Origin of the sequence: Pseudophaeobacter sp. TrK17 (assembly GCF_042192375.1) — a bacterium.
Lineage (GTDB): Bacteria > Pseudomonadota > Alphaproteobacteria > Rhodobacterales > Rhodobacteraceae > Pseudophaeobacter.
On sequence record NZ_CP071700.1, the window covers coordinates 2,905,695 to 2,930,773 of the forward strand.

Annotated in this window: 23 protein-coding genes; 11 read left to right on the forward strand and 12 right to left on the reverse strand. The window is 60.4% G+C overall.

Annotated features, from left to right (window positions below; genetic code table 11):
• The first annotated feature begins 29 nt into the window (after window positions 1–29).
• Window positions 30–491 carry an Lrp/AsnC family transcriptional regulator gene (locus JZI28_RS13735; RefSeq protein ID WP_297340932.1) on the forward strand — a complete coding sequence of 154 codons (462 nt, stop codon included), beginning with the start codon at window positions 30–32 and terminating at the stop codon, window positions 489–491.
• Window positions 492–546: 55 nt separating this feature from the next.
• Here JZI28_RS13735 and JZI28_RS13740 read toward each other — a convergent pair whose 3' ends face one another.
• Together JZI28_RS13740 and rpsD are read right to left on the reverse strand one after the other, a co-directional pair.
• Window positions 547–1,119 carry a hypothetical protein gene (locus JZI28_RS13740; RefSeq protein WP_375697956.1) on the reverse strand — a complete coding sequence of 191 codons (573 nt, stop codon included), beginning with the start codon at window positions 1,117–1,119 and terminating at the stop codon, window positions 547–549.
• Between the two features lie 244 nt (window positions 1,120–1,363).
• Entirely contained in the window at window positions 1,364–1,984 is a 621-nt protein-coding gene (gene rpsD / locus JZI28_RS13745) for a 30S ribosomal protein S4 (RefSeq protein WP_027241166.1), read from the reverse strand.
• A gap of 81 nt (window positions 1,985–2,065) precedes the next feature.
• Between rpsD and JZI28_RS13750 the strand changes: the two genes are divergently transcribed.
• Entirely contained in the window at window positions 2,066–2,254 is a 189-nt protein-coding gene (locus JZI28_RS13750; protein ID WP_295447042.1) for a hypothetical protein, read from the forward strand.
• Between the two features lie 12 nt (window positions 2,255–2,266).
• Here the strand turns inward: JZI28_RS13750 and JZI28_RS13755 are convergent, their stop codons facing one another.
• A complete protein-coding gene (locus JZI28_RS13755) occupies window positions 2,267–3,340 on the reverse strand; it encodes a Hint domain-containing protein (protein WP_297340930.1) in 1,074 nt (357 codons plus the stop codon).
• A 177-nt stretch (window positions 3,341–3,517) separates the two neighbouring features.
• Window positions 3,518–4,150 (reverse strand): TetR family transcriptional regulator C-terminal domain-containing protein, encoded by a 633-nt coding sequence (locus JZI28_RS13760; protein ID WP_349387665.1) that lies wholly within the window; start codon window positions 4,148–4,150, stop codon window positions 3,518–3,520.
• 90 nt (window positions 4,151–4,240) lie between these two features.
• Here JZI28_RS13760 and JZI28_RS13765 point away from each other — a divergent pair, with 90 nt between their 5' ends.
• From JZI28_RS13765 to JZI28_RS13780, 4 genes are read left to right on the forward strand one after another with little or no spacing between them, the layout of a single operon-like run.
• Entirely contained in the window at window positions 4,241–5,062 is an 822-nt protein-coding gene (locus JZI28_RS13765) for an ABC transporter ATP-binding protein (protein ID WP_375697957.1), read from the forward strand.
• Window positions 5,063–5,100: 38 nt separating this feature from the next.
• Window positions 5,101–5,865, forward strand: coding sequence for a transporter substrate-binding domain-containing protein (locus tag JZI28_RS13770; RefSeq protein ID WP_375697958.1), 765 nt, complete (start codon window positions 5,101–5,103; stop codon window positions 5,863–5,865).
• 18 nt (window positions 5,866–5,883) lie between these two features.
• Entirely contained in the window at window positions 5,884–6,630 is a 747-nt protein-coding gene (locus JZI28_RS13775; protein WP_375700104.1) for an ABC transporter permease, read from the forward strand.
• On the forward strand, window positions 6,627–7,403 hold the full coding sequence (locus JZI28_RS13780) for an ABC transporter permease (RefSeq protein ID WP_375697959.1): 777 nt from the start codon (window positions 6,627–6,629) through the stop codon (window positions 7,401–7,403). The genes JZI28_RS13775 and JZI28_RS13780 overlap by 4 nt, the downstream gene beginning before the upstream one ends.
• Before the next feature lie 159 nt (window positions 7,404–7,562).
• Here the strand turns inward: JZI28_RS13780 and JZI28_RS13785 are convergent, their stop codons facing one another.
• The 5 genes from JZI28_RS13785 to JZI28_RS13805 all read right to left on the reverse strand — a co-directional run bounded on the left by JZI28_RS13785 (window position 7,563) and on the right by JZI28_RS13805 (window position 15,182).
• Window positions 7,563–10,064 carry an FAD-dependent oxidoreductase gene (locus JZI28_RS13785; protein ID WP_297341112.1) on the reverse strand — a complete coding sequence of 834 codons (2,502 nt, stop codon included), beginning with the start codon at window positions 10,062–10,064 and terminating at the stop codon, window positions 7,563–7,565.
• 192 nt (window positions 10,065–10,256) lie between these two features.
• Window positions 10,257–10,598, reverse strand: coding sequence for a hypothetical protein (locus JZI28_RS13790; RefSeq protein WP_375697960.1), 342 nt, complete (start codon window positions 10,596–10,598; stop codon window positions 10,257–10,259).
• 132 nt (window positions 10,599–10,730) lie between these two features.
• Window positions 10,731–12,140 (reverse strand): FAD-binding oxidoreductase, encoded by a 1,410-nt coding sequence (locus JZI28_RS13795; RefSeq protein WP_375697961.1) that lies wholly within the window; start codon window positions 12,138–12,140, stop codon window positions 10,731–10,733.
• Window positions 12,141–12,339: 199 nt separating this feature from the next.
• Window positions 12,340–14,160, reverse strand: a complete 1,821-nt coding sequence (ggt, locus tag JZI28_RS13800) for a gamma-glutamyltransferase (RefSeq protein ID WP_375697962.1) — start codon at window positions 14,158–14,160, stop codon at window positions 12,340–12,342.
• A 35-nt stretch (window positions 14,161–14,195) separates the two neighbouring features.
• Complete coding sequence (locus tag JZI28_RS13805; RefSeq protein WP_295455881.1) at window positions 14,196–15,182, reverse strand: D-glycerate dehydrogenase; 987 nt, start codon at window positions 15,180–15,182, stop codon at window positions 14,196–14,198.
• A gap of 270 nt (window positions 15,183–15,452) precedes the next feature.
• Here JZI28_RS13805 and JZI28_RS13810 point away from each other — a divergent pair, with 270 nt between their 5' ends.
• Complete coding sequence (locus tag JZI28_RS13810) at window positions 15,453–15,896, forward strand: SH3 domain-containing protein (protein WP_295455897.1); 444 nt, start codon at window positions 15,453–15,455, stop codon at window positions 15,894–15,896.
• A 79-nt stretch (window positions 15,897–15,975) separates the two neighbouring features.
• Here JZI28_RS13810 and JZI28_RS13815 read toward each other — a convergent pair whose 3' ends face one another.
• Together JZI28_RS13815 and JZI28_RS13820 are read right to left on the reverse strand one after the other, a co-directional pair.
• Entirely contained in the window at window positions 15,976–18,606 is a 2,631-nt protein-coding gene (locus tag JZI28_RS13815; RefSeq protein ID WP_375697963.1) for an AAA family ATPase, read from the reverse strand.
• Entirely contained in the window at window positions 18,603–19,754 is a 1,152-nt protein-coding gene (locus tag JZI28_RS13820; protein WP_375697964.1) for an exonuclease SbcCD subunit D, read from the reverse strand. The genes JZI28_RS13815 and JZI28_RS13820 overlap by 4 nt, the downstream gene beginning before the upstream one ends.
• A gap of 246 nt (window positions 19,755–20,000) precedes the next feature.
• Here JZI28_RS13820 and JZI28_RS13825 point away from each other — a divergent pair, with 246 nt between their 5' ends.
• From JZI28_RS13825 to JZI28_RS13840, 4 genes are all read left to right on the forward strand, one after another.
• A complete protein-coding gene (locus tag JZI28_RS13825) occupies window positions 20,001–20,627 on the forward strand; it encodes an FCD domain-containing protein (RefSeq protein ID WP_375697965.1) in 627 nt (208 codons plus the stop codon).
• Window positions 20,628–20,673: 46 nt separating this feature from the next.
• Complete coding sequence (locus tag JZI28_RS13830; protein WP_295455874.1) at window positions 20,674–21,693, forward strand: ABC transporter substrate-binding protein; 1,020 nt, start codon at window positions 20,674–20,676, stop codon at window positions 21,691–21,693.
• Window positions 21,694–21,773: 80 nt separating this feature from the next.
• Entirely contained in the window at window positions 21,774–22,541 is a 768-nt protein-coding gene (locus JZI28_RS13835) for an ABC transporter ATP-binding protein (protein ID WP_297341274.1), read from the forward strand.
• Complete coding sequence (locus JZI28_RS13840) at window positions 22,534–23,379, forward strand: ABC transporter permease (RefSeq protein WP_375697966.1); 846 nt, start codon at window positions 22,534–22,536, stop codon at window positions 23,377–23,379. Before JZI28_RS13835 ends, JZI28_RS13840 begins: the two co-directional genes overlap by 8 nt.
• An 85-nt stretch (window positions 23,380–23,464) precedes the next feature.
• On the opposite strand, the gene JZI28_RS13845 is transcribed toward JZI28_RS13840, so the two are convergent.
• The gene (locus JZI28_RS13845; RefSeq protein WP_375697967.1) at window positions 23,465–24,790 is read right to left on the reverse strand and encodes a glycosyltransferase; all 1,326 of its coding nucleotides are present in this window, start codon (window positions 24,788–24,790) and stop codon (window positions 23,465–23,467) included.
• Window positions 24,791–25,079 lie beyond the last annotated feature (289 nt).

A 25,079-nucleotide genomic window follows, 5' to 3' on the forward strand; every position in this document is an offset into this window, starting at 1 on the left:
CCCGAAATTATGTGTCATATGATCGGAGAATGGCTAATTCTATAGATCATATGGACCTCCACATTCTGCGCGCGTTGCAACGCGACGCCAGTCTGTCACAACGGGAACTGGCCGACGAGGTCGGGCTGTCGCAAAATGCCTGCTGGCGGCGATTGAAGAGCCTGAATGACAGGAAAATTCTACAAGGGTCCACCATGCGGCTAGACCGCGCCCAGCTGGGTTTGGATCTGGTGGTCTTTGTGATGCTGCGGACCCGGCATCACTCGGCCGAATGGCTCACCACCTTTCGCCGCCATGTGCTGACCATTCCCGAAGTGGTGGATTTCCACCGGATTGGCGGCGACTACGACTATCAGCTGAAGGTGGTGACTCAGGATATGGGCAGCTATGACCAGGTCTATCAACGGCTGATCAGCGGCGTCGAACTGGACAGCGTCACCTCATATTTTGCGATGGAAACCATCGCAGAGGCCCGCCCGCTGCCACTGTGATTTCAGATCAGCAAAGATCACACCGCCAGCGGGGCTCGCCCCTCGGGGCCTTCCCCTAATGACCAAAGGCCTTGTCTGGCATCCAGGATGGGCGCTTGCCCGCGGCGCCCATGCGCATGTGCAAACAGGCTGTGCCAAGGCGCTGAAAATAAAGGATATCCACCTTGTACCAACCGGCCGAGGGCACTTCGACCTCGCTCATCACGGTGGAATCACAGGTTTGGCGACCATCAAACTTCCCGACCACCTGCCCGCCAATTGTCGCGCGCAGCCCGTCGTTTGTCAGAAAATCAATGCTGTGAATCCCTGGTTTAGCAAAATGCACATAGCCGTTGATCCCGGCCACCACATGCTCTGATCGTTTTGAGGTCAGCGTAATGTCGCCTTCATTGGTGTCCCGGTGATCCAACCCCGCCAGAGGTCGGCCACGTTCCGATTTAATCTTCAACGCTGAAGAGGCTTCAACCAGAGTTCTGACATCCACCGGGTAGGCATAGCGCACTGCAAGCCCTGGCTTTAGCCCCGACGGTTGCGGATTGGCAGGCTGCAGTTTCAACGGCGCCGCGCTGAGCGCCGTGGCGCAGGTCACAACAATGGCGGCAAGTGTACCGGTCCAAAAGCGTTTCATGTCATACTCCCGTTTTGCCCGGCACCTAAAAGCCCCGGTTCGTTTTCCTTACGGTAGCGACCAATCCTGACAAAAGACAACCGCTTTTCCGATTTGAATACTTCACTAGGCTAGCAGATCCGGAAGCTACGCACCCTGATCTGACGCTGCTCCAGGAGACTTCGGAGCCATGCCAAAGGGTCAAATGCAAAAAGGGCCGCCCGCAGGCAGCCCTTTTCTCCAACAGCCACAAAGGGCGTCAGGATTAGTTTTTGGCGTAGAATTCCACAACCAGGTTTGGTTCCATAACAACTGGGTAAGGCACATCGGCCAGACCAGGCGCGCGCACAAAGGTCGCGGTCATTTTGGAGTGGTCGGCTTCGATGTAGTCAGGAACGTCACGCTCGGCCAGGGCAACGGCTTCCAGCAGAACGGCCAGTTGCTTGGACTTGTCACGCACAGCGATCACGTCGCCTTCTTTGACACGGTAGGAGGCGATGTTGACGCGCTGACCGTTTACAGTGACGTGGCCGTGGTTGACGAACTGACGTGCGGCAAAAACGGTAGGCACAAATTTGGCGCGGTACACAACAGCGTCCAGGCGGCGCTCGAGCAGGCCGATCAGGTTTTCACCAGTGTCGCCTTTTACACGCTCAGCTTCGGCGTAGATGCGGCGGAATTGCTTCTCGGTGATGTCGCCGTAGTAGCCTTTCAGCTTCTGCTTGGCGCGCAGCTGAATACCAAAGTCGGACAGCTTGCCCTTGCGGCGCTGACCGTGCTGGCCGGGGCCATATTCACGACGATTAACTGGGGACTTAGGACGACCCCAGATGTTTTCGCCCATGCGGCGGTCAATTTTATACTTGGCAGACGTACGTTTAGTCACGGCTGTTCTCCTTTTTAGTTGCTCCGCAATCTACCCGAACGGTTCCCACTTTTCGGATTGCGGACGCAGGCGCCTACAGTCATGATCAGCCAGAACGCAGCCAAGAAAACGGCGGCTATAAAGGGCGTTGTCCTCTTAGGGTTAAATCTTGCGATCCGCGCCTATGACAGGAATCCCCTTGCGGGGCCCACCAACACCAATGAAGTGGCGCTTATATGCGCAAAGGAAGCAGAGTCAACAGCGCGTCTCCTGCTTCTTTGGTTTTTTTGACAGCCGTCCAGTTTAAGCGGCTTCATACATCAGGATTGCCGCCTCAGAGCTGCTCAGATTGCGGCGCGCGTAGCTGCCATAACTCATCGGATCCTGTTCGACCTGCGGCAGCACGCTGCCCAACCGAATGCGGTCCTGCGTGTCCAGCGCCGACATCGCGGCACTGGCGGGGTGAAAGCTCTCACTTTCCACCCCATTGGCCCAAAGCACCTGATGTGAGCCGAGCAGAAGGTGGATATAAGTCACTTCGCGCACTGCGGTATCTGTCGCGATCGTATGGCCGTTGATCAGATCACGCGCCGCAACCAGCACCTCGCTGGTGTTGAACAGCGCCTGCACCTGACGCCCCCGCAGCAACATGCGGTGTTCAGGCGAGACCAGCAGCTCTTTTTCCGGCCTGTCGATGCCCAAAGCGCCGGCGCGGATACGCACAGGCCGCAGCTTTGGCACCACAAAAAGCCGGGCACCGCTGATCCGGCGGGCACCGATCCACTGGATTTCCTGGGCTCCATTGTCGCGGGTCTGCACCTTGTCACCTTCGCGCAGATCCTCGATCCGACGGGGGCCACTGGGGGTGGCGATCTGGGTTCCCGGCGTAAAGCAAATCACCCCACTGCCCGGCTGCCCCGGCATGGTGTCGATGGGACAGCCAATACTGCCCAGCGAGTGATGCACCACCCACAGGTCCGCGCCTTTGGGCGGGATTTCATTTACAAACATCAAAAGAGGCCGCGCGCTATCTGCCACCTCAATCAGGGTGACGGTGTAGCTTTGAACACCATTGGTCACCACAAAACTCTTATCCAACAGCGGATCTTCGACCGCGACCTCGCGCAGGTCTGTCTTATTCTGGACCGCCGCCCCGACCAGTCTGCGCACCGAGCGCGCCGCCCGACGTCGCAGATCCGTTTCTCCATTCGCCATACCCAAACGCAACAGTTCAGCCGGGCCATCAACCCGCACTGCTTCACCTTGCCAGGACCACGTGGCCCCGACATCGATAGACTCGACCGGTGCGGCCAAAAGGCCATCGACTTCTGTTTGCGACCAAGAAATGACGAACGTGCCCTGAAAGCCCGTTTTCATCTGCCTGTGTGCCTGCTCTTTTTTTATATTATTAAGGGAAACTTAACAAAACGGACCGTTCAGATAAAGAACAAACTCATCCCCCTGGGCGCAGCCCGGCACAGGGTGTGTTTCCAAAACCTCAACTGCACCTGCAACTGCACTGGCAACGTGCCTGTCAGCTGACCTTCGCTTTAGCTAGGGTTCAAGAGACAGGCCAATAATGGCCCCAACCGAGGTGAGCCCAATCTGCGACAACTCCCCGGGGGCAAAGGCCTCTGGCAAGGCACCGCCCTCCATCCACAACCCATCAATCAGCGCATTGCAGGCGGTCGCCAATTGGTACAGCCGCGCGGGCTCGGTTTCGCGTCCCGCCTCTTCCAGCGCGGCCCGAATGAGCTTTTCCAGCCGGTCGCGAAACTGCACATAGGTTTTTGCGTGTGTCTCTTTCATCTGTGCATCATGCTGCACCTTGTTGAGAAACCCCGCCCACAGCGCAATCGAGCGCGGATCCACCACAGGTGGCATCAAGGAGGACTGCACAAACACCCGCAGCTGATCCCGCGCGGAGCCTTTGACATCCGCCACAGGCGCAAAAGTCAGGTCGGTCATCTGCGTCATATGGTACTCGAAAGCCGCAGTGATCAGCTCTTCCTTGGAAGAAAAGTAATGCCTTATCAGCCCCTGCGTCACCTGTGCCCGATCCGCGATGCCGCGCACGGTTGCCCCCTGGACGCCCTTTTCCGCAACCAGTTCCAACGTTGCTTCAATCAGAGTACGCTTGCGCTGCTGCGCACTTTCACGCGTAAATTTTCGGCGTTCGTCACTCATCTCTGTCTCCACAACCGCTCGGCCTAATTATACACTTGCATAACTACCGCGATTACGCCTTACTACCGCAATACCCAAGGACGTCCAACCATGCCAACAGTTGCCACCGCTGAACAAGACACAGCAACCGACCCCTCCTCTGCCCAGAGCGCCTCCCTGGGTAAGGATGCTGTGCGTATCGAAGATCTACACAAATCATTTGGCACATTAAAGGTTCTCAAGGGCGTCTCCCTCACCGCGCGGCAGGGGGATGTTGTCGCCATCATTGGCGGCAGCGGCTCTGGCAAATCCACCATGCTGCGCTGTATCAATTTCCTGGAATCCCCCTCTGGCGGCAAGATCATCATCGACGGAGAAGAGGTGAAGATGCGCGCCGATGGCACCCCGGCTGACCGTCGCCAGATCGAACGTATCCGCACCCGGCTGGCCATGGTGTTTCAGTCCTTCAATCTCTGGACCCATCGCACCCTGCTGGAAAATGTCATCGAAGTGCCGGTTCATGTGCTGAAAATCCCCCGTGCCGAGGCCATTGCCCAGGCGCGCGTCCTGCTGGCACGGGTTGGGCTGGCGGACAAGGAAGACGCCTTTCCGGCCTTTTTGTCTGGTGGCCAGCAGCAACGCGCCGCCATCGCACGTGCCCTGGCTGTGGATCCATCTGTAATGCTGTTTGACGAACCAACCAGCGCACTGGACCCGGAATTGGTGGGCGAAGTCCTGACCGTGATCCGCGACCTGGCCGCCGAAGGGCGCACCATGTTGCTGGTCACCCACGAGATGCGCTTTGCCCGCGAAGTCGCAGATCACGTTGTCTATCTCTATCAGGGACGTATCGAAGAGCAGGGTCCACCTGCCGAGGTCTTTGGCAATCCAAAATCGGAACGCCTGCAACAGTTCCTGAAATCCGTTTCATAATAAAACCAAAACCAAAATCCAAAACAGGGAGATCAAAAATGACACTCAAAACACTTCTGGCCACAGGCCTGACCCTCGCCACCCTGGCCACAGGCGGAGCCCAGGCCGAGCAAGTCAAAATCGGCATCGCCGCTGAGCCCTATCCCCCCTTTGCTTCGCTGGATTCCTCGGGCACATGGGTTGGCTGGGAAGTCGAAGTGATCGACGCGGTCTGCGCGGCGGCTGAACTGGACTGCGTGCTGACACCCGTTGCCTGGGATGGCATCATCCCTTCTTTGACCGGTCAGCAGATCGACGCTATCATGGCCTCGATGTCGATCACCGAAGAGCGGCTGAAAACCATCGACTTCTCGGATGCCTATTACAACACCCCTGCGGTGATTGTGGCGGATAAATCCATGGATATCGCCCCCACCCCAGAAGGTCTGGAGGGCAAAATCCTGGGCATTCAGGCCTCGACCATTCACCAGGCCTATGCGCAGGAGCACTTTGCGGATGCTGAAATCCGGGTCTATCAGACCCAGGATGAAGCCAACCAGGATCTGTTTGCTGGTCGCATCGACGCCATCCAGGCCGACAGCATTGCCATGGCAGATTTTGTCGGTTCTGACGCCGGCGCTTGCTGCGAGATCAAAGGCGCCGTTGCAGATGATCCGGCCATCCTGGGACTTGGCGTTGGCGCAGGTCTGCGCAAAGGCGATGACGCCCTGCGTACGGCCCTCAATGCCGGCATCGCCAAGATCCTGGAAGATGGCACCCACGACAAAATCACCGCACGCTATTTCTCTGCCAGCATCTACTAAGGCAGCAGCGACGTGACGATGATCCTCGAATGGCTCGGTCTGGCTGAGAGCGCAGCACTGCTGTCGCTCTCGGCTCCCGGCTGGGGCAGCAACCTGTTGCGCGGTCTGGCAAATTCGCTGCAGATCGCCTTTGGTGCCTTTGGCATGGGGCTGATAATCGGGCTTTTCGGGGCCTATGGAAAACTCTATGGCGGGCCGATCCTGCGGGATCTGCTCGCCATTTATACCACCGTGATCCGGGCGGTTCCTGAGCTGGTCCTGATCCTGATCCTCTATTATTTTGGTACCGATCTCATCAACAAACTGGCGCTGATGATGGGCTATGGCCGGGTCGAAATCAGTGGCGTTGTGGCTGGTATCTGGGTTCTGGGCATCGTCCAGGGCGCCTATGCTACCGAGATCCTGCGCGGCGCCATTCAGGCCGTCCCTACCGGCCAGATCGAAGCCGCCCGTGCCTATGGCATGCCGGCACTGATGACCATGCGCCGTGTGACCATTCCCGCAATGATGGCCTTTGCCACGCCGGGGCTGGCCAACCTGTGGCTGATTGCAACCAAGGACACCGCCCTATTGGCCGTTGTCGGCTTTAATGAGCTGACGCTGGAAACAAAACAGGCGGCAAGCAGCACACGGGCCTATTTCACCTTCTTCCTCGCCGCTGGCGGGCTGTACCTGATGGTGACGCTTTGTTCTGGCGTGATCTTTGCCCGCATTGAGAAATGGGCCCGCCGGGGCCAGCCCTCGCTGAAGGAGGGCAGCCAATGAACGGTCTAAAATCCCTGATGCAGCCCCATCGCATTGTGCTGATGGCCCTTTTTGCCGGGTTGGTCCTGTGGTGTGCGCTGACCATGCGTTGGGACTGGATCCCCAAATACGCCCCCCTGGCCCTGGAGGGGTTGTGGACCACCCTTTGGATTTTGGTGGTCACCACGGTTCTGGGGTTCTTGCTTGCCATCCCACTGGGGCTGGCGCAGGCGATTGGGCCTTGGTATCTCTCCCTGCCCGCGCGGGTCTTTTGCACCGTCATTCGCGGCACCCCGCTCCTGCTGCAAATCTGGTTGCTCTACTATGGGCTTGGCTCACTGTTTCCGCAGTTTCCCTGGATCCGCTCCAGCGAGCTGTGGCCCTATCTGCGCCAGGCCTGGCCCTATGCGGTTTTGGCGCTCACCCTGTCCTATGCAGGCTATGAGGGCGAAGTGATGCGCGGTGCCTTTTCTGGCGTCGCCAAAGGCCAGCTGGAGGCCGCCAAGAGCTTTGGCATGCCCCGTTTCACCATGTTCCGCCGTATCTGGCTGCCCCAGGCGATCCGCAATGTCCTGCCAACCCTGGTGGGCGAAACCATCCTGCAGCTGAAAGCCACCCCGCTGGTGGCCACCATTACCGTGGTCGAGATCTACGCCGTTTCTTCCAGGGTGCGCTCCGACACCTTTATTGTCTACGAGCCGCTGTTGCTGCTTGCCTTGGTCTATATGGTGATTGCCGGGCTGATTGGGCTGGCCTTCAAGCGATTTGAGAACCAGATCCCCTCTGGCCGCTGATTCATCTGCCCCCTGTCGTGGTCCTCTCTGATCTGAACCCAGCCAGATGCGCGACACGACAGATTTGAACGTAAAAGGCCCCGGTGACATCATCACCGGGGCCTTTCTTTTGTGTTCTAGAACCCGGAAAGCTAATAGCTTTGCGTTTTCTACTGCGCCTTAGCCGTTTTGACGGATGGTGGCGTTTGTCGGATCATAGGGGCTGTCGCATGTCACAACCGCATCCCAGAGTTTGTCCTGCAGTTTCACCTTCAGTTTGGTGCCCTCGACCGCCAGCTCTGGCGGCACATAGCCCATGCCAATCGACTTTTCAAAAGCCACCGAATAACCGCCCGATGTCAGGCGCCCGACACGGGTTGCACCATCTTCGGTATAGAGCGCCTCGCGGCCCCATGGATCGGCATCGTCAGGCCCGTCGATCAGCAAGGTGCAGCATTTCACCCGCACGCCCTTTTCGATCATCGCCTCTTTGCCGTGGAAATCTTTTTCCAGGTCGATAAAGCGTGGCAGATCGGCCTCGGCTGGGGTTGCGTCGCGGCCCAGCTCGGTGCCAAAGGCGCGATAGCTCTTCTCCATCCGCAGCCAGTTTTGCGCCCGGGCGCCAACCAGCTTCATGCCGTGTTTCTCGCCTGCTTTTTCCAGCAGGTCGAACAGGTAGTTCTGCATCTCGATTGGGTGGTGCAGCTCCCAGCCCAGCTCACCGGTGTAGGCCACACGGATCGCATTGACGGGGCACATGCCCAGTTCGATCTGACGCGCCGACAGCCAGGGGAAGCGCTTGTTGCTGAGTGCGGTTTCCGGATCGGCGTCGACGATGATCTCTTTCAGGATATCGCGCGACTTGGGTCCGGCGATGGCAAAGACGCCCCACTGGGTGGTGACATCCTGGATTTCGATATAGCCGAACTCCTCCATCTTGTCCTCAGCCGCCTTGCGCAGGAAGTCGGCGTCATATTCGGTCCAGGCACCGGCAGAGACCAGATAGTAGTTGTTCTCGCCGTTGCGCACGATGGTGTATTCGGTGCGGGTGGTGCCCGCCGAGGTCAGCGCATAGGTCAGGTTGATACGGCCAACCTTGGGCAGTTTGTTACAGGTGAACCAGTCGAGGAACTGAGTGGCACCGGGGCCCTTGACCACATGTTTGGTAAAGGCGGTTGCATCCACCAGACCAGCGGTTTCGCGGATCGCCTTGGCCTCTTCCACGGCATACTGCCACCAGCCACCACGGCGGAAGCTGCGGGCCTCTGCGTCGTTGAAGCCTGCAGGCGCGTAGTAGTTGGGACGTTCCCAGCCATTGACCCAACCAAACTGTGCGCCGCGCTCTTTCTGGCGGTCATAGGCTGGCGAGCAGCGCAGGCCACGGGCGGCAGCGCGTTCTTCGTCCGGGTGGTGCAGCACGTAAACGTGCTCGTAGCATTCTTCGTTCTTGCGGGCGGCAAACTCGGTGGTCAGCCAGTTGGAGGAATAGCGCTTGGGGTCGAGCGACGCCATGTCGATTTCGGCTTCGCCCTCCACCATCATTTGCGCCAGATAGTAGCCGGTGCCGCCTGCGGCGGTGATGCCAAAGGAGAAGCCTTCAGCCAGCCACATGTTGCGCAGACCAGGTGCCGGACCCACCAGCGGGTTGCCATCAGGCGTGTAGCAGATCGGGCCGTTGAAGTCGTCCTTGAGGCCAGATTCGGCGCAGGAGGGAACGCGCTCTGCCATCGCCATATACTGTTCGGCGATCCGGTCCAGATCCAGCGGGAACAGGTCGGCACGGAAGCTGTCGGGTACGCCGTGTTCAAAACGGGCGGGGGCGCCGTGCTCGTAGATGCCGAGGATCCAGCCGCCGCGCTCTTCGCGGGCATAGGATTCGTTGTCAGCGTCGCGCACAACCGGGTGCTCGGGGTTGCCCGCTTCGCGCCATTTGACCAGCTCGGGGTCTTTGTCCATGACAATGAAAGTGTGCTCAACCGGGATCGCCGGCATCTTGATGCCCAGCATCTTGGCGGTGCGCTGTGCGTGGTTGCCGGATGCGGTCACGACGTGTTCGGCGGTGATCACCACCTGCTCGTCGGAGGGGACCAGGTTGCCGCCCTTTTCCACCATTTTGGTGCAGGTGACTTCCCAATGGGTGCCGGTCCAGTGGAAGGCATCGGCTTGCAGTTTACGCACGATATCAACACCGCGCTGACGCGCGCCCTTGGCCATCGCCTGGGTCACGTCGGCCGGGTTAATATAGCCATCTTCGGTGTGATAGATCGCGCCTTTCAGATCGCCGGTCTCAATGAGCGGCCAGCGCTCCTTGATCTGGTCGGGTGTGAGCCACTCATAATCCACATCGCAGGTTTCCGCGGTCGAGGCGTAGAGTTTGTACTCATCCATACGCTCTTCGGTTTGCGCCATGCGCAGGTTGCCAACAACGGCAAAACCGGCATTCAGGCCTGTCTCTTCCTCAAGCTGTTTGTAAAAATCAACCGAGTATTTGTGGATATGGGTTGTCGCATAGGACATGTTGAACAGCGGCAAAAGCCCCGCCGCATGCCAGGTCGAGCCCGAGGTCAACTCATCACGTTCGATCAGCATAACATCGTCCCAGCCGGCTTTGGCGAGGTGATAGGCAATAGAGGTCCCAACGGCGCCGCCGCCGACTACCAATGCTTTGACTTGGGTTTTCATGAGGCCGTTCTCCGGAACAAGTGACTCGGTTTCTGCATTGGTTATGCCCAAAGCCCGTGAAACCGGTCTAAATCCATCCGACGCAAATATAGCCAAAACCGACCTTTTGGCGCCTACAGTCGCGGTTCCGTGCAATAGTCCCAGCCCAGCCCGGCCCTGCTGTCATGCAGGTCTGGACCTCAGGCGTCTGTATTATTGACAGTCCAGGGTGGTCCCTCGGCGGATGCAGACACTGGCAGGCGCCTGCTCCTGCGCCGCAACATCCGCGTCGGCCACATCCGCAGCGCCGGGAAAGCGCGCGCCGATTGCAGAGCCCAGACCAGCGGCCTGTTGCCAAAGCCGATCCCGCTGACCTGCCGTGGCAATGCGATCAGCCGGCTCGGTCTCATAGCGCTTTTGCACGATGGCCGCGTAGTCTTTCATACTCAGCTCACCCGGCCCCAACCCAGCTTTCTGGCTTTGCATATTATAGTCCACGGCAACAACTGCCTGGATACTAAATACAAGTATTCCCAAGGTTTTTCGAATACTCATCTCGGCGCTCCCAAACCTGAACCTCACTCACAAAAAGCAGTGTACAGGGGGAGTTGGTGGAAATTATGGCATTCCCAGGCCATGCCCCCAGAGAGCACGGCCTGGGAGCATAGCCTGAGGAAGTCTTGCACCTCAGCCCTTATCAGCGAGGATTTTCCCGGGGTTGAGGATATCGTCCGGGTCAAGCGCTGCCTTGATTGCCGCCATATAGCGGGTGGCCGCCCCCAGCTCTTTTTGCAGATAGGGGCGTTTGCCCTGACCAATGCCGTGTTCGCCCGTGCAGGTGCCATCCAGCGAGATCGCCAGATCATTCAGCCAGCTGATAAATTCGTCAGCCTTTTGCCGCTCCTCTGCGTTTTCCATGTCCACCAAGACCAGGGAGTGGAAATTGCCATCGCCCACGTGGCCAACGATTGGCGCAACCAGCCCCAGGTCTTCGGCCTTTTGCTGGGTGGCCCCTACACATTCGGCCAGTTTTGAAATTGGCACGCAGACATCGGTGGAAATCCCCTTGGCACCGGGGCGGATCTGCATGCAGGCCCAGTACATGTCATGGCGCGCTTGCCACAGCTTGTTGCGCTCCTCTGCGGAAGAGGTGGCCTCAATGTCAAAGCCGCCAAACTCATCCGCAATGGCGGCAAAGGTCTCGCTCTGCTCCAAAACGCCAGCATCCGAGCCGTGGAACTCCAGCAGCAGCAGTGGTGTTTCCGGCAAGGACAGCTTGGAATAGCTGTTGGCGGCCGCAACGCTCATCTCGTCGAGCAGCTCCATCCGGGCGATGGGAATGCCGTATTGGATGGTCATCATCACCGCGCGGCAGGCGTCATCCACGGTGCGGAACGAACAGCGGGCCGAGCGGATCGCCTCGGGGATGCCCTGCAGACGCAGGGTGATTTCAGTGATCAGGCCCAGGGTGCCTTCGGAGCCGACCATCAGCCGGGTCAGATCATAGCCCGCCGAGGATTTTTTGGCCCTTTGAGCCGTGCGGATCACCTCGCCATCCGCCATCACCACTTCCAGCGCCAGAACATTGTCCTTCATGGTGCCATAGCGCACCGCATTGGTGCCCGAGGCCCGGGTCGCGGACATGCCACCAAGCGAGGCATTGGCACCGGGGTCAATCGGGAAGAACAACCCCTGATCCCGCAAAAACGTGTTCAGCTGTTCGCGGGTGACACCGGGCTGCACCACCACATCCAGATCCTCAGCATGGACCGCCAGGATTTGATCCATTCGCATCATGTCGACACAGATGCCGCCAGCCGGAGCGTTGACATGCCCCTCAAGCGAGGTGCCGGTGCCAAAGGGAATGACCGGAACGCCATATTCGGCGCAGGTTTTGACAATGTCGGCAACCTCGGCGGTGGAGGTCGGAAAGATCACCGCATCAGGGGCCTGATTGGTGATCCAGGTGGTGGTATGGCCGTGCTGCTCGCGGATCGCCTGCCCGGTCTGCATCTGGTCACCAAATTGCTGTTTGAGCACGCCAATCGCAGCCTCAATCCCAGCTTCGTTGCGTGGCAATGCCGTCGCCTGCACCATGTCTCACTCCTCTTCCTTACCCCAATAGCGCCGGGCGCCATCTCTCTCGTTTCGTGTTGTCATGACAACACGCGCCTCTTATTGCGCAGAAAAAGGGCGCAGGCAACCATTGCCTGCGCCCCAATCTGTCCCGCTGTCACAACGGCATCAGGCTGCCAGAGCCCGAATTCCGAGGCAACCCCCAGAAGGCAGCGCCAGGTCACTCGCCCAGCGCGATGCCTTCGCGGCGCGGGTCGGCGCCCCCCTTTAGGGTCTCGCCGATTTCAATGGCATGCAGGCCTGAGTTCAGATCGCGGATATTGACCTTATAGCCCATCTCGGTCAGGCGCGGTTCCAGGTCCACGGCAACGGTGTCGGCCTCCAGATCATAGGTGCCAAACCGGTTCACCGCATGTGGCAGGCTCAGCGCCTGCTGCACATCCATGCCCCAATCCGCCCAGGCGACAATGGCCGTTGCCACATAACCAATGATGCGGCTGCCACCGGGCGATCCTATCGCCAGCACCGGTGCGCCCTCTTTCATCACAATGGTTGGCGCCATCGAAGAGCGTGGCCGTTTGCCCGGCTCCAGCCGATTGGCGATGGGAACGCCGTCGCGGTGGCTGCGAAAGGAAAAATCGGTCAGCTCATTATTGAGCAGAAACCCATTGCTCATCAAGCGCGAGCCAAAGCCATTTTCAATGGTCGTGGTCATCGACAGTACGTTGCCATATTGATCGACAATCACCAGATGTGAGGTCGACGGAAACTCGATCGAGGCATCATCTGCCCAACGCGGTGCCAGCCCCGCATGATCAAACTCAGGCTTGCCCGGCGTCACCTCCGCAAGGGCCGCCTCGCCCGCCAGCATCTCGCCCCGACTGGCCAGATAGTCCGGATCCACCAGCCCCTTGGCTGGAACCGGCACATAGTCGCTATCCGCCATGTAACGGCCACGATCCGCAAAGGCGAGCCGCGAGGCATCGCCAATTAGTCGCCAGGATTGTGGGTCTTCGGCCCCCAGTGCTGCCAGATCATAACCACCCAGCATGCCCAGGATTTGCCCCACGGTCAGCGCCCCCGACGAGGGCGGCCCCATGCCGCAGACCTCAAAGGCGCGGTAGCTGGCGCAGCTCGCCGGGCGCTCCTTCACCTGATACAGCGCCAGATCCATTGCCGACAGAACACCGGGATTGCCCTCGGCCTGCTGCACGGTGCGCACAATATCGGCTGCAATAGGTCCGGTATAAAACCCTTCGGCGCCCTCAGCCGCAAGGCGGCGCAGCACATCCGCATAGGCGGTGTTGGTCAGGATGTCCCCTGCTACCAAAGGCGTGCCACCAGGCAGGAAATAGTCAGCCGTGGCGGGGAAACGCCCCAGCCGATCCGCGTCACGCGCGATCGACCCTGCCATACGCGGCGAGACTTCAAAGCCCTCTTCAGCCAAAGAAATACCCGCCGCAAACAGCGAGCCCCAGTTGGCGCGCCCCCATTTGCGATGTGCCGCCTCCAGCAAGGCCGGGGTGCCGGGGGTGCCCACAGATCGCCCGCCCACAACCGCGTCAAAAAACTTTAGCGGCTCGCCCGCCGCGTCCTGGAACAGCCGAGGCGTTGCCGCCAAAGGCGCTGTTTCGCGCCCGTCCAGCGTGGTGATCTCACCCGACTTGGCGTCATACCAGACCAGAAAGGCACCGCCCCCCAGCCCCGAGGACTGCGGCTCGACCAGCCCCAGCATGGTCTGCACCGCCACCATGGCATCCGCAGCGGTGCCGCCCTGGCGCAGAATGGCAGCGCCGGCTTCAACCGCATGGGGATTGGCGGCTGCGATCATCCAGGTCTGTGCCTCAACCGGTGCCCCGGCTGCCTTGCTGGCAAGCGAGGCGGCAACCGCGTCTGAAATCGCCGTGACTGAGCCAGAACTGGCCCCTTCAGGGGCGACCGCATCGGCCGCCTCCTGTGCGACAGCCCCGACGGAAGACAGGGTTAGGCCCGATAACGATAGGCCCGACAAAGCTAGGCAGGTCAGTAGAACAGATTTCATGGAACACCCTCACAACTGAAAGATACAGGTGCGCCTTACAACATGGCAGGCACCACCTGGTCGGGGGGCCGGTGCCCATCCTCGAAGGTTTTGATATTCAATAGGACTTTTTCTCCCATCTCAATCCGGCCCTCCAGAGTTGCAGACCCCATATGCGGCAGGAGTACCACATTTGGCAATTCACGCAACCTGGGATTGATACTGGTTCCCTTCTCGTAGACATCCAAACCGGCACCGGCAATCTCATTGCTGCGCAGCATCCGGGTCAGGGCGTGTTCGTCGATCACCTCCCCGCGTGAGGTATTAACCACCACCGCCGAGGGTTTCATCAGTTTCAGCCGCCGGGCGTTCAGCAGATGGAAGGTCGAGGGCGTCGAAGGACAATTGACCGAGATCACATCCATGCGCGCCACCATCTGGTCGAGGCTTTCCCAATAGGTGGCTTCAAGATCGGACTCGATTTCGGGGCGCAGGCGACGACGGTTGTGATAATGGATCTGCATGCCAAAGGCGCGGGCGCGACGCGCCACGGCCTGACCAATCTGACCCATCCCCAGAATGCCCAGACGCCGCCCCGCCAGACGCCCGCCAAGCATCGCAGTTGGCGCCCAGCCCTGCCAGTCGCCCTTTTGCATCACAGCCAGCCCTTCCGGGATACGGCGCACCACTGCCATGATCAAAGCCATTGCCATATCGGCAGTGTCATCGGTCAGGACACCCGGTGTATTGGACACCAGAATGCCGCGCTGGCGGGCGGTGGCCACATCAATGTGATCCACCCCGGCACCGTAGTTTGCAATCAGTTTCAGTTTATCACCGGCCTGCCCCAACAGGGCGGCATCAATGGTATCCGTGACCGTTGGCACCAGCACATCCGCCGCTTTCATCGCGGCGGCCAGCTCCTGGCGGCTCATCGGTGTATCATCGCCGCGCAACTGAACATCAAACAGCTCGCTCAGCCGAGTCTCCACCGGCTCTGGCAACCGTCGCGTTACGACAACACTCAGACGTTCTCTTGCCACTTTTGCTCTCCCCTGGCTTTTCATTTCATCTGCCTTGATGGCATGGTGGCGCAGGACGGAACCGGGCACAAGAACCGATCCGCCAGAACCGGAACAAGTGACGCAGCTTTTTGCCTTTTTCAGGCGGGAAAACCTGCAAGATTTCGGACCAACGATATGGCAGGCTTAACCACGAGCAGAAGTGAGCAGGCAGTGATTAAAACATTTTTGCATCGGCGCAGCCTATTGGCCGCGCTCTGTGTGGCGTTGGGCTGTGGCCCATTGGCTTCCATGGCTGCGGCATCTGAACGCGGCCCAGTGACCAACCTGCCGCTGCCGCGCTATGTCTCGATGAAGGCCTCCGAGGGCAATGTGCGCCGCGGCCCCTCCCTGACCCACCGCATTGACTGGGTGTTCAAACGCCGCGGCATGCCGCTGGAGATCACCGCCGAGTTTGGCCATTGGCGCCGCGTGCGCGATCAGGATGGCGCCGGAGGCTGGGTCCATTACGCCTTGCTGTCCGGAGCCCGAACGGTGCTGATCCAGGAAGACATGCTGACCCTGCACGCCAAGGCCAATGAGCAGGCACCGGTCACTGCAGCACTGGAATACGGGGTTGTGGCACGGCTGGGCAAATGCGCGCCAGCCTGGTGCGAAGTCTCGGTTGGCGGTTTCGACGGCTGGGCCCCAAAAAGCAAGCTGTGGGGCGTGATGCCGGAAGAAATCCGCGACTAGTTCGCCGCTAATCTCCCCCGCCAGCCTTAGCGTCCCCGTCCTCCCGATTGGCCGCCTAACTGGCCACCCAACTGGCGGCTTAGGCGGGGTCGGACACCGGGCGAATGCTCAGCTGGGTGCCACCCAGAGCCCGAAAGCTTTTTTGCCGACAGGTAAAGACCAGAATCTGCATCTCATCCGCCTGCAGAGTCAGCGCGTCAAAGATCTTCTCGATGCGGGCATCATCTGTGTAGACAATTGCATCGTCCAGAATAATCGGGGCCGGTTGGCCTTTGCGCGCCAAAAGCCGGGCAAAGGCCAGGCGCACCAAAAGGGCGATCTGTTCCTGGGTGCCGCCGGACAGGCTGTCAAAGGCCTCTTCCTGGCCCGCCCGCATCAGCTGATCCGGCAGGACCTGCCCGGCATCCAGCCCCAGACGCGCCTCGGGCCAGAGCAGCCGCAACAGCGGTTGCAGCTGTTGCAGCACCGGCCCGATATAGGCCTCTTGCGCAGCGCTGCGCGCCTGTTCCAGCGCCTGATCAAGCCGCCGCAGCACGGCGACCTCAAACTCCACCGCCGCCAGCCGGTTTTGCGCCGCACTGAGCTGATCGCGCACCTCGGCCAATTCCTCCTCAACGGCCATGCCTGCCGTTGTGGCAATGCGACTGTCCAAGACCGCAAGATCGCGCAGATGCGCCTGGATGGCCTCGCGGGTCGCGGCCTGTTCGGATTTTGCCCGCGCGGCGCGTGCGCGCGCCGGGGCCAGGTCTGGCGCATCCTGCTGCAAGGCCTGATACTGGGCCTGTTGTGCCGCCAGATCCTGCTGCAGTTCCGTCTGACGCTGCTGCAACTCAGCCAGCCGCTCCGCAGTGTCGCTTTGTCCCGCCAACGCGGCCTCGGCGCGTTCCAGCCGTTGCTGCGCCGCCTGATGGCTGACACGGGCGCCTTCCAGATTCAACCGATGACGGGCTTCGCTTTGGCGCGCCTGGTCAAGCGCGACAGCCGACGCGTCCATTTCTGCACGCTGCGCAACAAGCCTGGCTTCCAGCTGGTCCAGATCCTCTTCCTCAGGCTCATTTGCAGGCGCGCCCGCCTCAGCTGGGGATGCCTCCACCGGCAAAGCATCAAGACGTTGCATCAGCGCCATCACCCCTTCGGGCGCCAGAACCTGTAGCTGGCCCTCAGCTTCTTCCAGCCGGATGCGGGCTTCTTGACGGGCCTGATGGGCCGCGCGGGCCTGGGTGATGCTGTCGCACTGCACCGCCTCCAAGGCCGCTGCAAGCGCGCGCTGCGCCTGATCCAGTTGATCCCGTCCAGCGCCATCGCCAGGATGCAGCTCAATACGAGCCAGACCGGGCACCTCCAGGCTGCCCCCCTCTGGCAGGGGAAGGCGGCTGCCGCCAGCCAGCGGCGCACCATCCAGCATCAAGCGCCCCTCCTGCCCCGGCTCATAGGTGACGGTAAGGGCAAAGGCCCCCAGCTGCTGCGCCTGCGCCGCCAGGGCCAGGGCGTCGCGGGCGGTCTCGATCCGCTCCATCGCAGCCTTGTCGGGACCATGCTCCATCTGCGCCTTCAGCGCTGCGACCTGCTGCATGACACTGCGGGCCTGCTCCAGCGTCTGTTGCAAGGCGCGGCGCTGGTCTGCGGCCTGCTCCAGACGCGCGGCCCGTTGCATCTGCGCCAACCGCGATTCCAGCACCTGTGTCTTGGCCTTGGCCGTCGCCAAAACCTGCTCCGCCTGCTCTGCCTCGGCATGGGCCGGATCCAGAACTTCGGAAATCTGTTTCAGGGTTTGCGCCGCCGCGCTCAGGGCTTGCTCTGCCTCGGCACGGTCTTTGCGGCGCGCCAGAAACCCGGCCAAGGCGCTGTTGTGATTGTCCAGCACCAAGGTGGCGGTGCGCAGCGCCTGCTCCGCGACGGTCAGTTTTTCCTGATATTGCTCAGCGGCTTGCAGCTCTTGCTGGGATTGGCGCAGACGCGCCTCCAACGATTGCTGTGTTTCGGGGTCTTGCAGATCCGTCAGCGCGCGGCGCAGATCCTGACGTTGGTCAAGCTGATCGCGCAGTTCCCGCACCTTGTCGGCGAGCTCCTCTTCGCGCGCTGCTAAGGTCGCCACCTCATGCATCGCCTGGTCCAGCGCGCCGCCCTTTTTGGCCCCGCGCGAGGTCACCAGACGATCCAGGGACTGGCGCACATCGCGCCGGATCGCATCCATGCGCTGACCGCCAGTGATGCTGTCCACCTCCCCCGCGACCGACGACATCAAATCCTGCCGCGCCGCCAGGGTTTCCTTTGCGTCGGCAAAATTGGTCAGCCCCTGACGCACCCAAAGCAACCCGGAGGGACCGCCCTCTTTGGGGGATTTGATCAGGCTTTGCAGCCAGGCCTCCGCCGCATCCGATTGCAGATACAGATGATCGCCCTGCCAGATCCGCAGATCGCCCTTGCCCGAGGCCTTTTGAAACTGCTTGGCTAGGCGATAACAGCTGCCATCCCGTTCAATCTCCACCTCAACCCGAGGTTCGCCTCCGGCGCGCGGCGCCAAGGCGCGAATGTCCTTGTCCCAGGATTTGGCATCTTTGAAAAAGACCGCATGCAGCGCGTCAAAGATGGTCGATTTCCCCTGCTCATTGGGGGCGGCCAATACATTGAGCCCCGTCCCAATGCCGGTGATTTCAACCGGATCGGTAAAGCGGCGAACATTTTCCAAACGAATGGCGCGGATCTTCATGCGCTGCGCTCCCCGGTCGCGTCACCGTCCTGGGCATAGGCAAACAAACGGTTCAAAGCCGCCGAAGCGATGTCACGCGCGTTCTGGGCCTCGCTTGTGTCCTCGGCCGAGCGCATCAGGTCTTCGGCAGCGACCCGCAGCGCTCCATTGGTGGCAATCAGATCCAGATCAGACAGCTGGTATTCGCTGCGCAGCCCTGATGTTTCCAAGGTGAAATGACAGAACTCGGGGGCGACCTGTGCCACCGCCTGCTCCAGGGCCAGGCGCTGCGGTGCAGTGACCCAGCCCTCGGCCTTGAGCCGCAACAGATGTAGGCGCCAATGGGCACGGCTGGCAGGCAACAGCGCCTGCAGTTCTGCCGCAACATCGCTCGCCGGGGTGAGGGGCAAAGCCTGTTCCTGCCAGTGATAGGCGCCGACTTCCAGGGCGGTGATATCCGGCGGTTGGCCTGCCGCGGTCAGCTCAACCAACAGGCACTGGCCCCGCCCGGCGTGTTTGAACCGGTCGGCCTCTGGCGTGCCGCTGTAGCGGCTGCGATCATTCAGGATAAAGGCACCGTGCCAATCGCCCAGCGCCAGATAGTCCAATCTGGCAGAGCTGGCACGGTTGGGCGAAATCACTTCACCGCCGGCCTCATCACTGCCAAAGTCCAGCACCCCCCCATGGGCCAGACCAATGCGCAAATCCCCCGCCGGGGTGTCGCAGCCATCCATCCAGGCGGTCAGGTCCTGCCCGGCAAAGCGATGACGACAGGGCGCAGGCAACAGATGCACCCCCGGCGCCATCTGCACCGGCTCGGGCTGCATCAAAAGATGTGTGTTTTCCGCAGCATGCTGCGCCATCCCGGCCCACAGCGTTTCCGCAGCCGCGCTGTCGTGGTTGCCTGGAATGATCCACCAGTGCAGATCCGGCGCCGCCCCCATTGCCGCCAGGGCCTGGCGCTGCACACGTTCTGAGGGCGTTTCGGTGTCAAACATATCCCCCGCGATCAGGACATGCTGTGCCCCCTGTTCCTGCGCCAGAGCGGCGAGAGTGGCGAGTGTCTGCTGACGCGCCTGCTGCAAATCCGCCCGCACCTCTTCCGGCATTTGGCCAAACCGTTTGCCCAGATGCAGGTCTGAGGTGTGTAGAAAGCGAAAGGCGGGCATTCGGGCTCCGGGTCAGGGGATCAGGCGGTCAATACTTGGATGGTCAGTCATTTGGCCCCGCCATGAGTGGCAGAGCCACAGCAAAGGGTCAACGCGACGGCGCGGAATGATCCGGGAAAGGTCACAAAAATATGGGAAAATTCAGGCGATTGACACGCGGCGGCCTCTGCGGCAAAAATGTCCAACATTTTAGAAAATCGGGTCCAGATGATATTTGGTTCAAGACAAAACGAGGATGAAACAGTGGTGGCGATTCTGGCGTCGGTGCTGCGCCGCGACATCTCCTTTGGCCTGCTCAGACCGGATGAAAAGCTCAAGCTGAACGACCTGCGGCAACGCTATGGCGGCTCTAATCATTCGATGCGCGAAACCCTGCGGCTGCTCAGCGCCGAAGGCCTGGTGGCAGCCACCGCCCAGCGCGGGTTCCGCGTCACCTCGGCCACCGAGGCAGATCTGCAGGACATTCTGTTCATGCGCATCCAGGTTGAAAAGATGGCACTGGAGAAATCTCTGGCGCTGGGGAATGTCGCCTGGGAGGGTCGCGTTCTGGCAGCCCATCACGCCATGCGCCACTGCGAATCTGTTGTGCAAAGCGATCTCAGCGATCTGGCTGCCCTGGAGTGGGACAATGCCTGCCGGGCGTTTTTCTACAGCCTCTGCGAGGCCTCGGGCTCTCCCCGGCTGCTAGACACGCAGCAAAAATTCTACGACCAGTCCCGCCGCTTTCGGCTGGCGCTGCTGCGCGAAGGGCGGCTGGATTTTCCAGATCGCGCCACGCAACATCAAGCACTGCTCACCGCAGTATTAAGCCGCGACAGCGCCACAGCGCTTAGCCGGTTGGAGAGACTCATCACCACAGAAATACAGGCCTGAGGGATAAAAGGATCAGACCAACACTGTTCACTAGGGAGGAACGATCATGACCACATTTACCCGCCGCAAGGCATTGGCACTACTGGGTGGCAGCGCCGCTGCTGCTGGACTGGCAAGCCCAGCCTTGGCCTCAAACCGCAAAATCACCGTGGGCGCGCTGCGCTTTACCAGCCATTCCGGCAGCTTCATCGGCTTTGAGCGCGGCTATTTTGCCGACGCGGGCCTGGATGTGGAGTTCAAGTTCTTCCAGGCCGCAACCCCAATGGCTGTTGCCATTGCCTCCGGCGATGTGGACTACGCGGTAACCGCGATGTCTGGCGGTCTGGTGTCTCTGGCCGACAAGGGTGCGGTCAAGGTGATCGGCGGCGCCCTGTCCGAAGAGGTCGGCATCGACGGCCAGAAGTTCCTGGTCTCTGATGCTGCCTACCAGGCCGGTGTGACCAGCCCGGCACAGCTGGCGGGCAAAAGCTACGGCATCACCTCGGCTGGATCCTCTTTCCACTACATGGGCTCCAAAATGGCCCAGGCCGAAGGCATCGAGCTGAAGTTCAAGCCGTTGCAAAAAGTCGGAGCCATCATCGGCGCGCTGAAATCCGGCCAGATCGACGCCTGGTCCATCGTGCCACATCTGGCCAAACCACTGGCTGGCTCTGGCAAGGTGCATATCATTGGCAATGTGTCGGACTACCTGCCAAATTATCAGGTGACCACGGTCTTTACCTCGGCCAAAAACGCTTCGGGCGAGCAGCAGATGACGCGCGATTTCCTGGCCGGCTATTCCAAAGGTGTGAGCGACTATAACAGCACCATGATCGACAAGGCCCATGGCGACGCCGGCGTTGAAGAGCTGGTCGACCTGATCCACAAATATGTCTATGCGGATCGCCCCCGTGAAAAGGCGGCCAAGTCGATCATCAATGGCACCATGCGCCTGAATGAGGGCGCGGCGATGAACACCGCCTCGCTGCAGGACCAACTGAGCTGGTTCCAATCCGAAGGTCTGGTGGATCAGAGCATCAGCCTGGATACCGTGATTGACCCAAGCTACGTGCAGACACTCGGCTAAAGCCAGCTGCGCACTTTTTCTCGGGGCGGGATGTGATCTCGCCCCGTCTCTTGTTTCCCCCTTTTCCGGAGCGCTCCCGCATGGATATTCGCCTCTCTGGCGTCAGCCATTCCTATGATGATTTTGAGGTGCTGCGCGATATCTCGCTGGACATCCCCTCGGGCAAGATTGTCTGCATCGTTGGCCCCTCTGGCTGCGGCAAGTCCACGCTGTTGCGCTTTATTGGCGGGTTGGAACAGCCCACTCGGGGCGAGGTGCTGCAAATTGGTGCTGCACCCAAAGATTGCCTCAACCCGCTCACCTATATTTTTCAGGACTTTGCCCTGCTGCCCTGGCGCTCGGTGCGGGGTAATATCTCTTTGGTGCTGGAGGATCACGGCATTCGCGGCGCCCGCGCCGAGGCGATCATTGCCGATGTGCTGGCCCGCACCAAGTTGAGCGAGTTTCACAAGGCCCTGCCCAAGCAGCTGTCGGGGGGGATGAAACAGCGGGTGGCGATTGCCCGTGCCCTGGCGGTAAACCCCGCAGTGATGCTGATGGATGAGCCGCTTTCGGCGCTGGATAGTCAGACCCGCGAATTGCTGATGGATGATCTGGTCAGCCTCTGGACCCGGACGCCGTTTACGGCAGTCTATGTCACCCATAACCTGGCCGAAGCCGTGCGGCTGGGCCACTCCATCGTGGTGATGTCGCGCCGCCCTGGCGAGATCCGCGAAGTGGTCCATCTGGATACCCCGCTGGATCAACGTCACTATGGGGACAGCGCTTTGGAAGAAAAACAAAAATACCTTTGGCAATTGATGCGCGAAGAGGCCCGTGCGGCAGATGCGGAGCTGGTTCATGTCTGATCTGAAACCCAACACAGCCGCCGATACCACCGAGACTCAACCTTCTAAGGGCCAAGCCCGCCAGGTCACCTTTCGTGGTGGTGGCTTCGCCCCGGCCAGCCATCGCTGGATCGGTGTCTTGGTCTTTGTCTTGCTGCTGGCGCTTGCGGAACTTGGCACCCGTCAGGGCTGGATTTCACCACTGACCCTGCCGCTGCCCAGTGACGTGCTCAAAACCTTTGGCGAGCTCTATGCCTCGGGGCTGTTGTGGGCACATATGAGTGTGTCTTTGACCCGGCTGTTTATCGGCGCCTTGCTTGGCGCCAGCCTGGGCGTTGCGACCGGCGTGTTGATCGGGCTGTTTTCCTATGTTCGCGCCGGATTGGTGCCGCTGACGGCTGCGCTGTTCCCCATCCCCAAGATCGCGCTTTTACCGCTGTTTGTGATCTGGTTTGGCATTGATGAGGGCTCAAAATACGCGCTGATCGCCTTTGGCACCTTTACCCCCACGGTGGTGGCTACCTATGGCGCGGTGGACAATGTTGATCGCAGCCTGATCCGCATGGGCCAAAGCTTCAACCTGTCCTGGTTCTCGATCGTGCGCAAGATTGTGCTGCCTGGGGCCATGCCCGGTATCCTGTCCGGGCTCCGCATCAGCCTGGCCATTGCCATCATCCTGCTGGTTGCAGCCGAGATGCTGGGCGCGGAATACGGCATCGGCGCCTATATCCTGGAGGCCGGATCGCTTTATGATCTGGAACGCCTGTTTGCCGGCGTCACCATCCTGTCGCTGCTGGGGGTCACGCTGAGCGCCACCATCGGGTTTATTGAACGCCGGGTGTTGGGCTGGCGCCAATAGCCCCCCCCTTTGCTGGCAGGGGGCTTGAACGGGTGGTTTGCCAGGAAACCTAGCCGGGTGCTTGCAGGGCGGGCTGAGTGTTTGGTTAGTTTCTGGCAGTGTCCCAACCCAGACCCGGCCCAGAGCTGCGTTTTTGCGGCGGCATGGCTCCACCAACTGGCAGATACTGTTTGAGAATCCCGGCGCGGTGGGCAAAGACCTGCACATCGCTAAAAGGCATCCCATCAAGGCGGGCATCTGCAATGCGCCGCGCCAGCTGGTCGCGATCTGCGTCCAACTCGGCGATCCGAAGCGCCAGGGCCTCGGTGTCGCCACGGGAGACCAGCGTCCCCCCGCCCTGCCCCGAAATCAGATCCCGTGCATAGGCGCCTTCATAGCCCAAAATTGGCGTGCCGCAGGTCAGGGCCTCGATCAGGCAGCGCGGCGATTCAGGTGTTTTATGGCAAAACACAAAGATATCAGCCTGCCGCAGCGCCTGTAACACAGCACTGCGATCCTCGATAAATCCTGGGAAGTCAACACAGTTGGTCAATCCCGCCCGCTGGATCCGCCCCTTCATCTGCGGTAGCGCCGCGCCATCGCCAAGCCAGGTTGCGTGGAAATCCACCCCGAGAACATTGAGCCGCTCAAGTACCGTGGTCCAATCGATTGGCCCCTTCATGGCCTCCGCGCGACCGGTGTAGATCAGCCGTAGCGGACGTTTTCCCCCAACATCCGCGATCTTTGCCGCCAAGGCACTGTCGCTGATGTGATCTTCCTCAGCGATGTGGATATCATGGACCAGCTGTGGGTTCCGGCACAGCCCGTGATAGGCTTCAAAGGTTTCAGCCCCATGGAACAGGCCCAGATCGGCCCGCTGGATCACAGCCTTTTCAAGCCAGGCCATGGGCCGGTGATACAACCGCCCCCGCAAGCGACTGCGCCAGGTTGTCTGGTCCAGCGCCTTGTCGCTTGGACGTTCCAGCGATTGCCGCATGACTTCGGATTCCACCCGATCCGTCCAGACCCCATAGGGCCGCTGCAACTGATGCGCGGCCAGGCAGGACACCGCCCCCCAATCGCCAAACAACCCGCCGATGGCAAAGCTCAGGTAATCTGCTTGTGCGATCAAACTGCGTATCCGCTTTAATGCCCGCGGCAGGGCCCGTAGAAACTGGTCCGGGCGATAGGCCATGGGGAAAGGTTCGATGCTGACACGCGACAGCTCTTGCTGATAGCAGTGCACAGGCACCCATCCCGCTGGAGGCGCAACCGCGCTGACCGGCATCATCACCGTGATCAGATCAAAGTGCCGCGCCCAGAGCTGCAGCCCGTTGACCGCCTGCCGTTCAATAAAAAGAGACCCCTCAAAGAGATACAGCGGCACTGGGGCATAGAGCAAAAGGCTGGTTTGTGGCGCGGCTCTGGGCATCGCTGTCGTCCTTGTCAGGGGAGATCAAACTGGCTCCTTGCCAACAAGGTTAACTAAAATTTTCCTAAAATTTACATGGCGCCTAAGCGGAGCCAGCGCGCCCAAAAGAACCAGCGCACTCACCAAAAGGCGAAGAAAGATAGCCAAAAGTGCGCGAAAAAGCAGCGCCGCGTCAATCTGACGAGCCAGAATCTGCATCCTAATGATTGCACCGCCCGCGCTCCTGCTCTACATGAGGGCCTAAATGGCCCTGGCCGGAAACCAATTTCGACATATGGTCCGTTCAGTC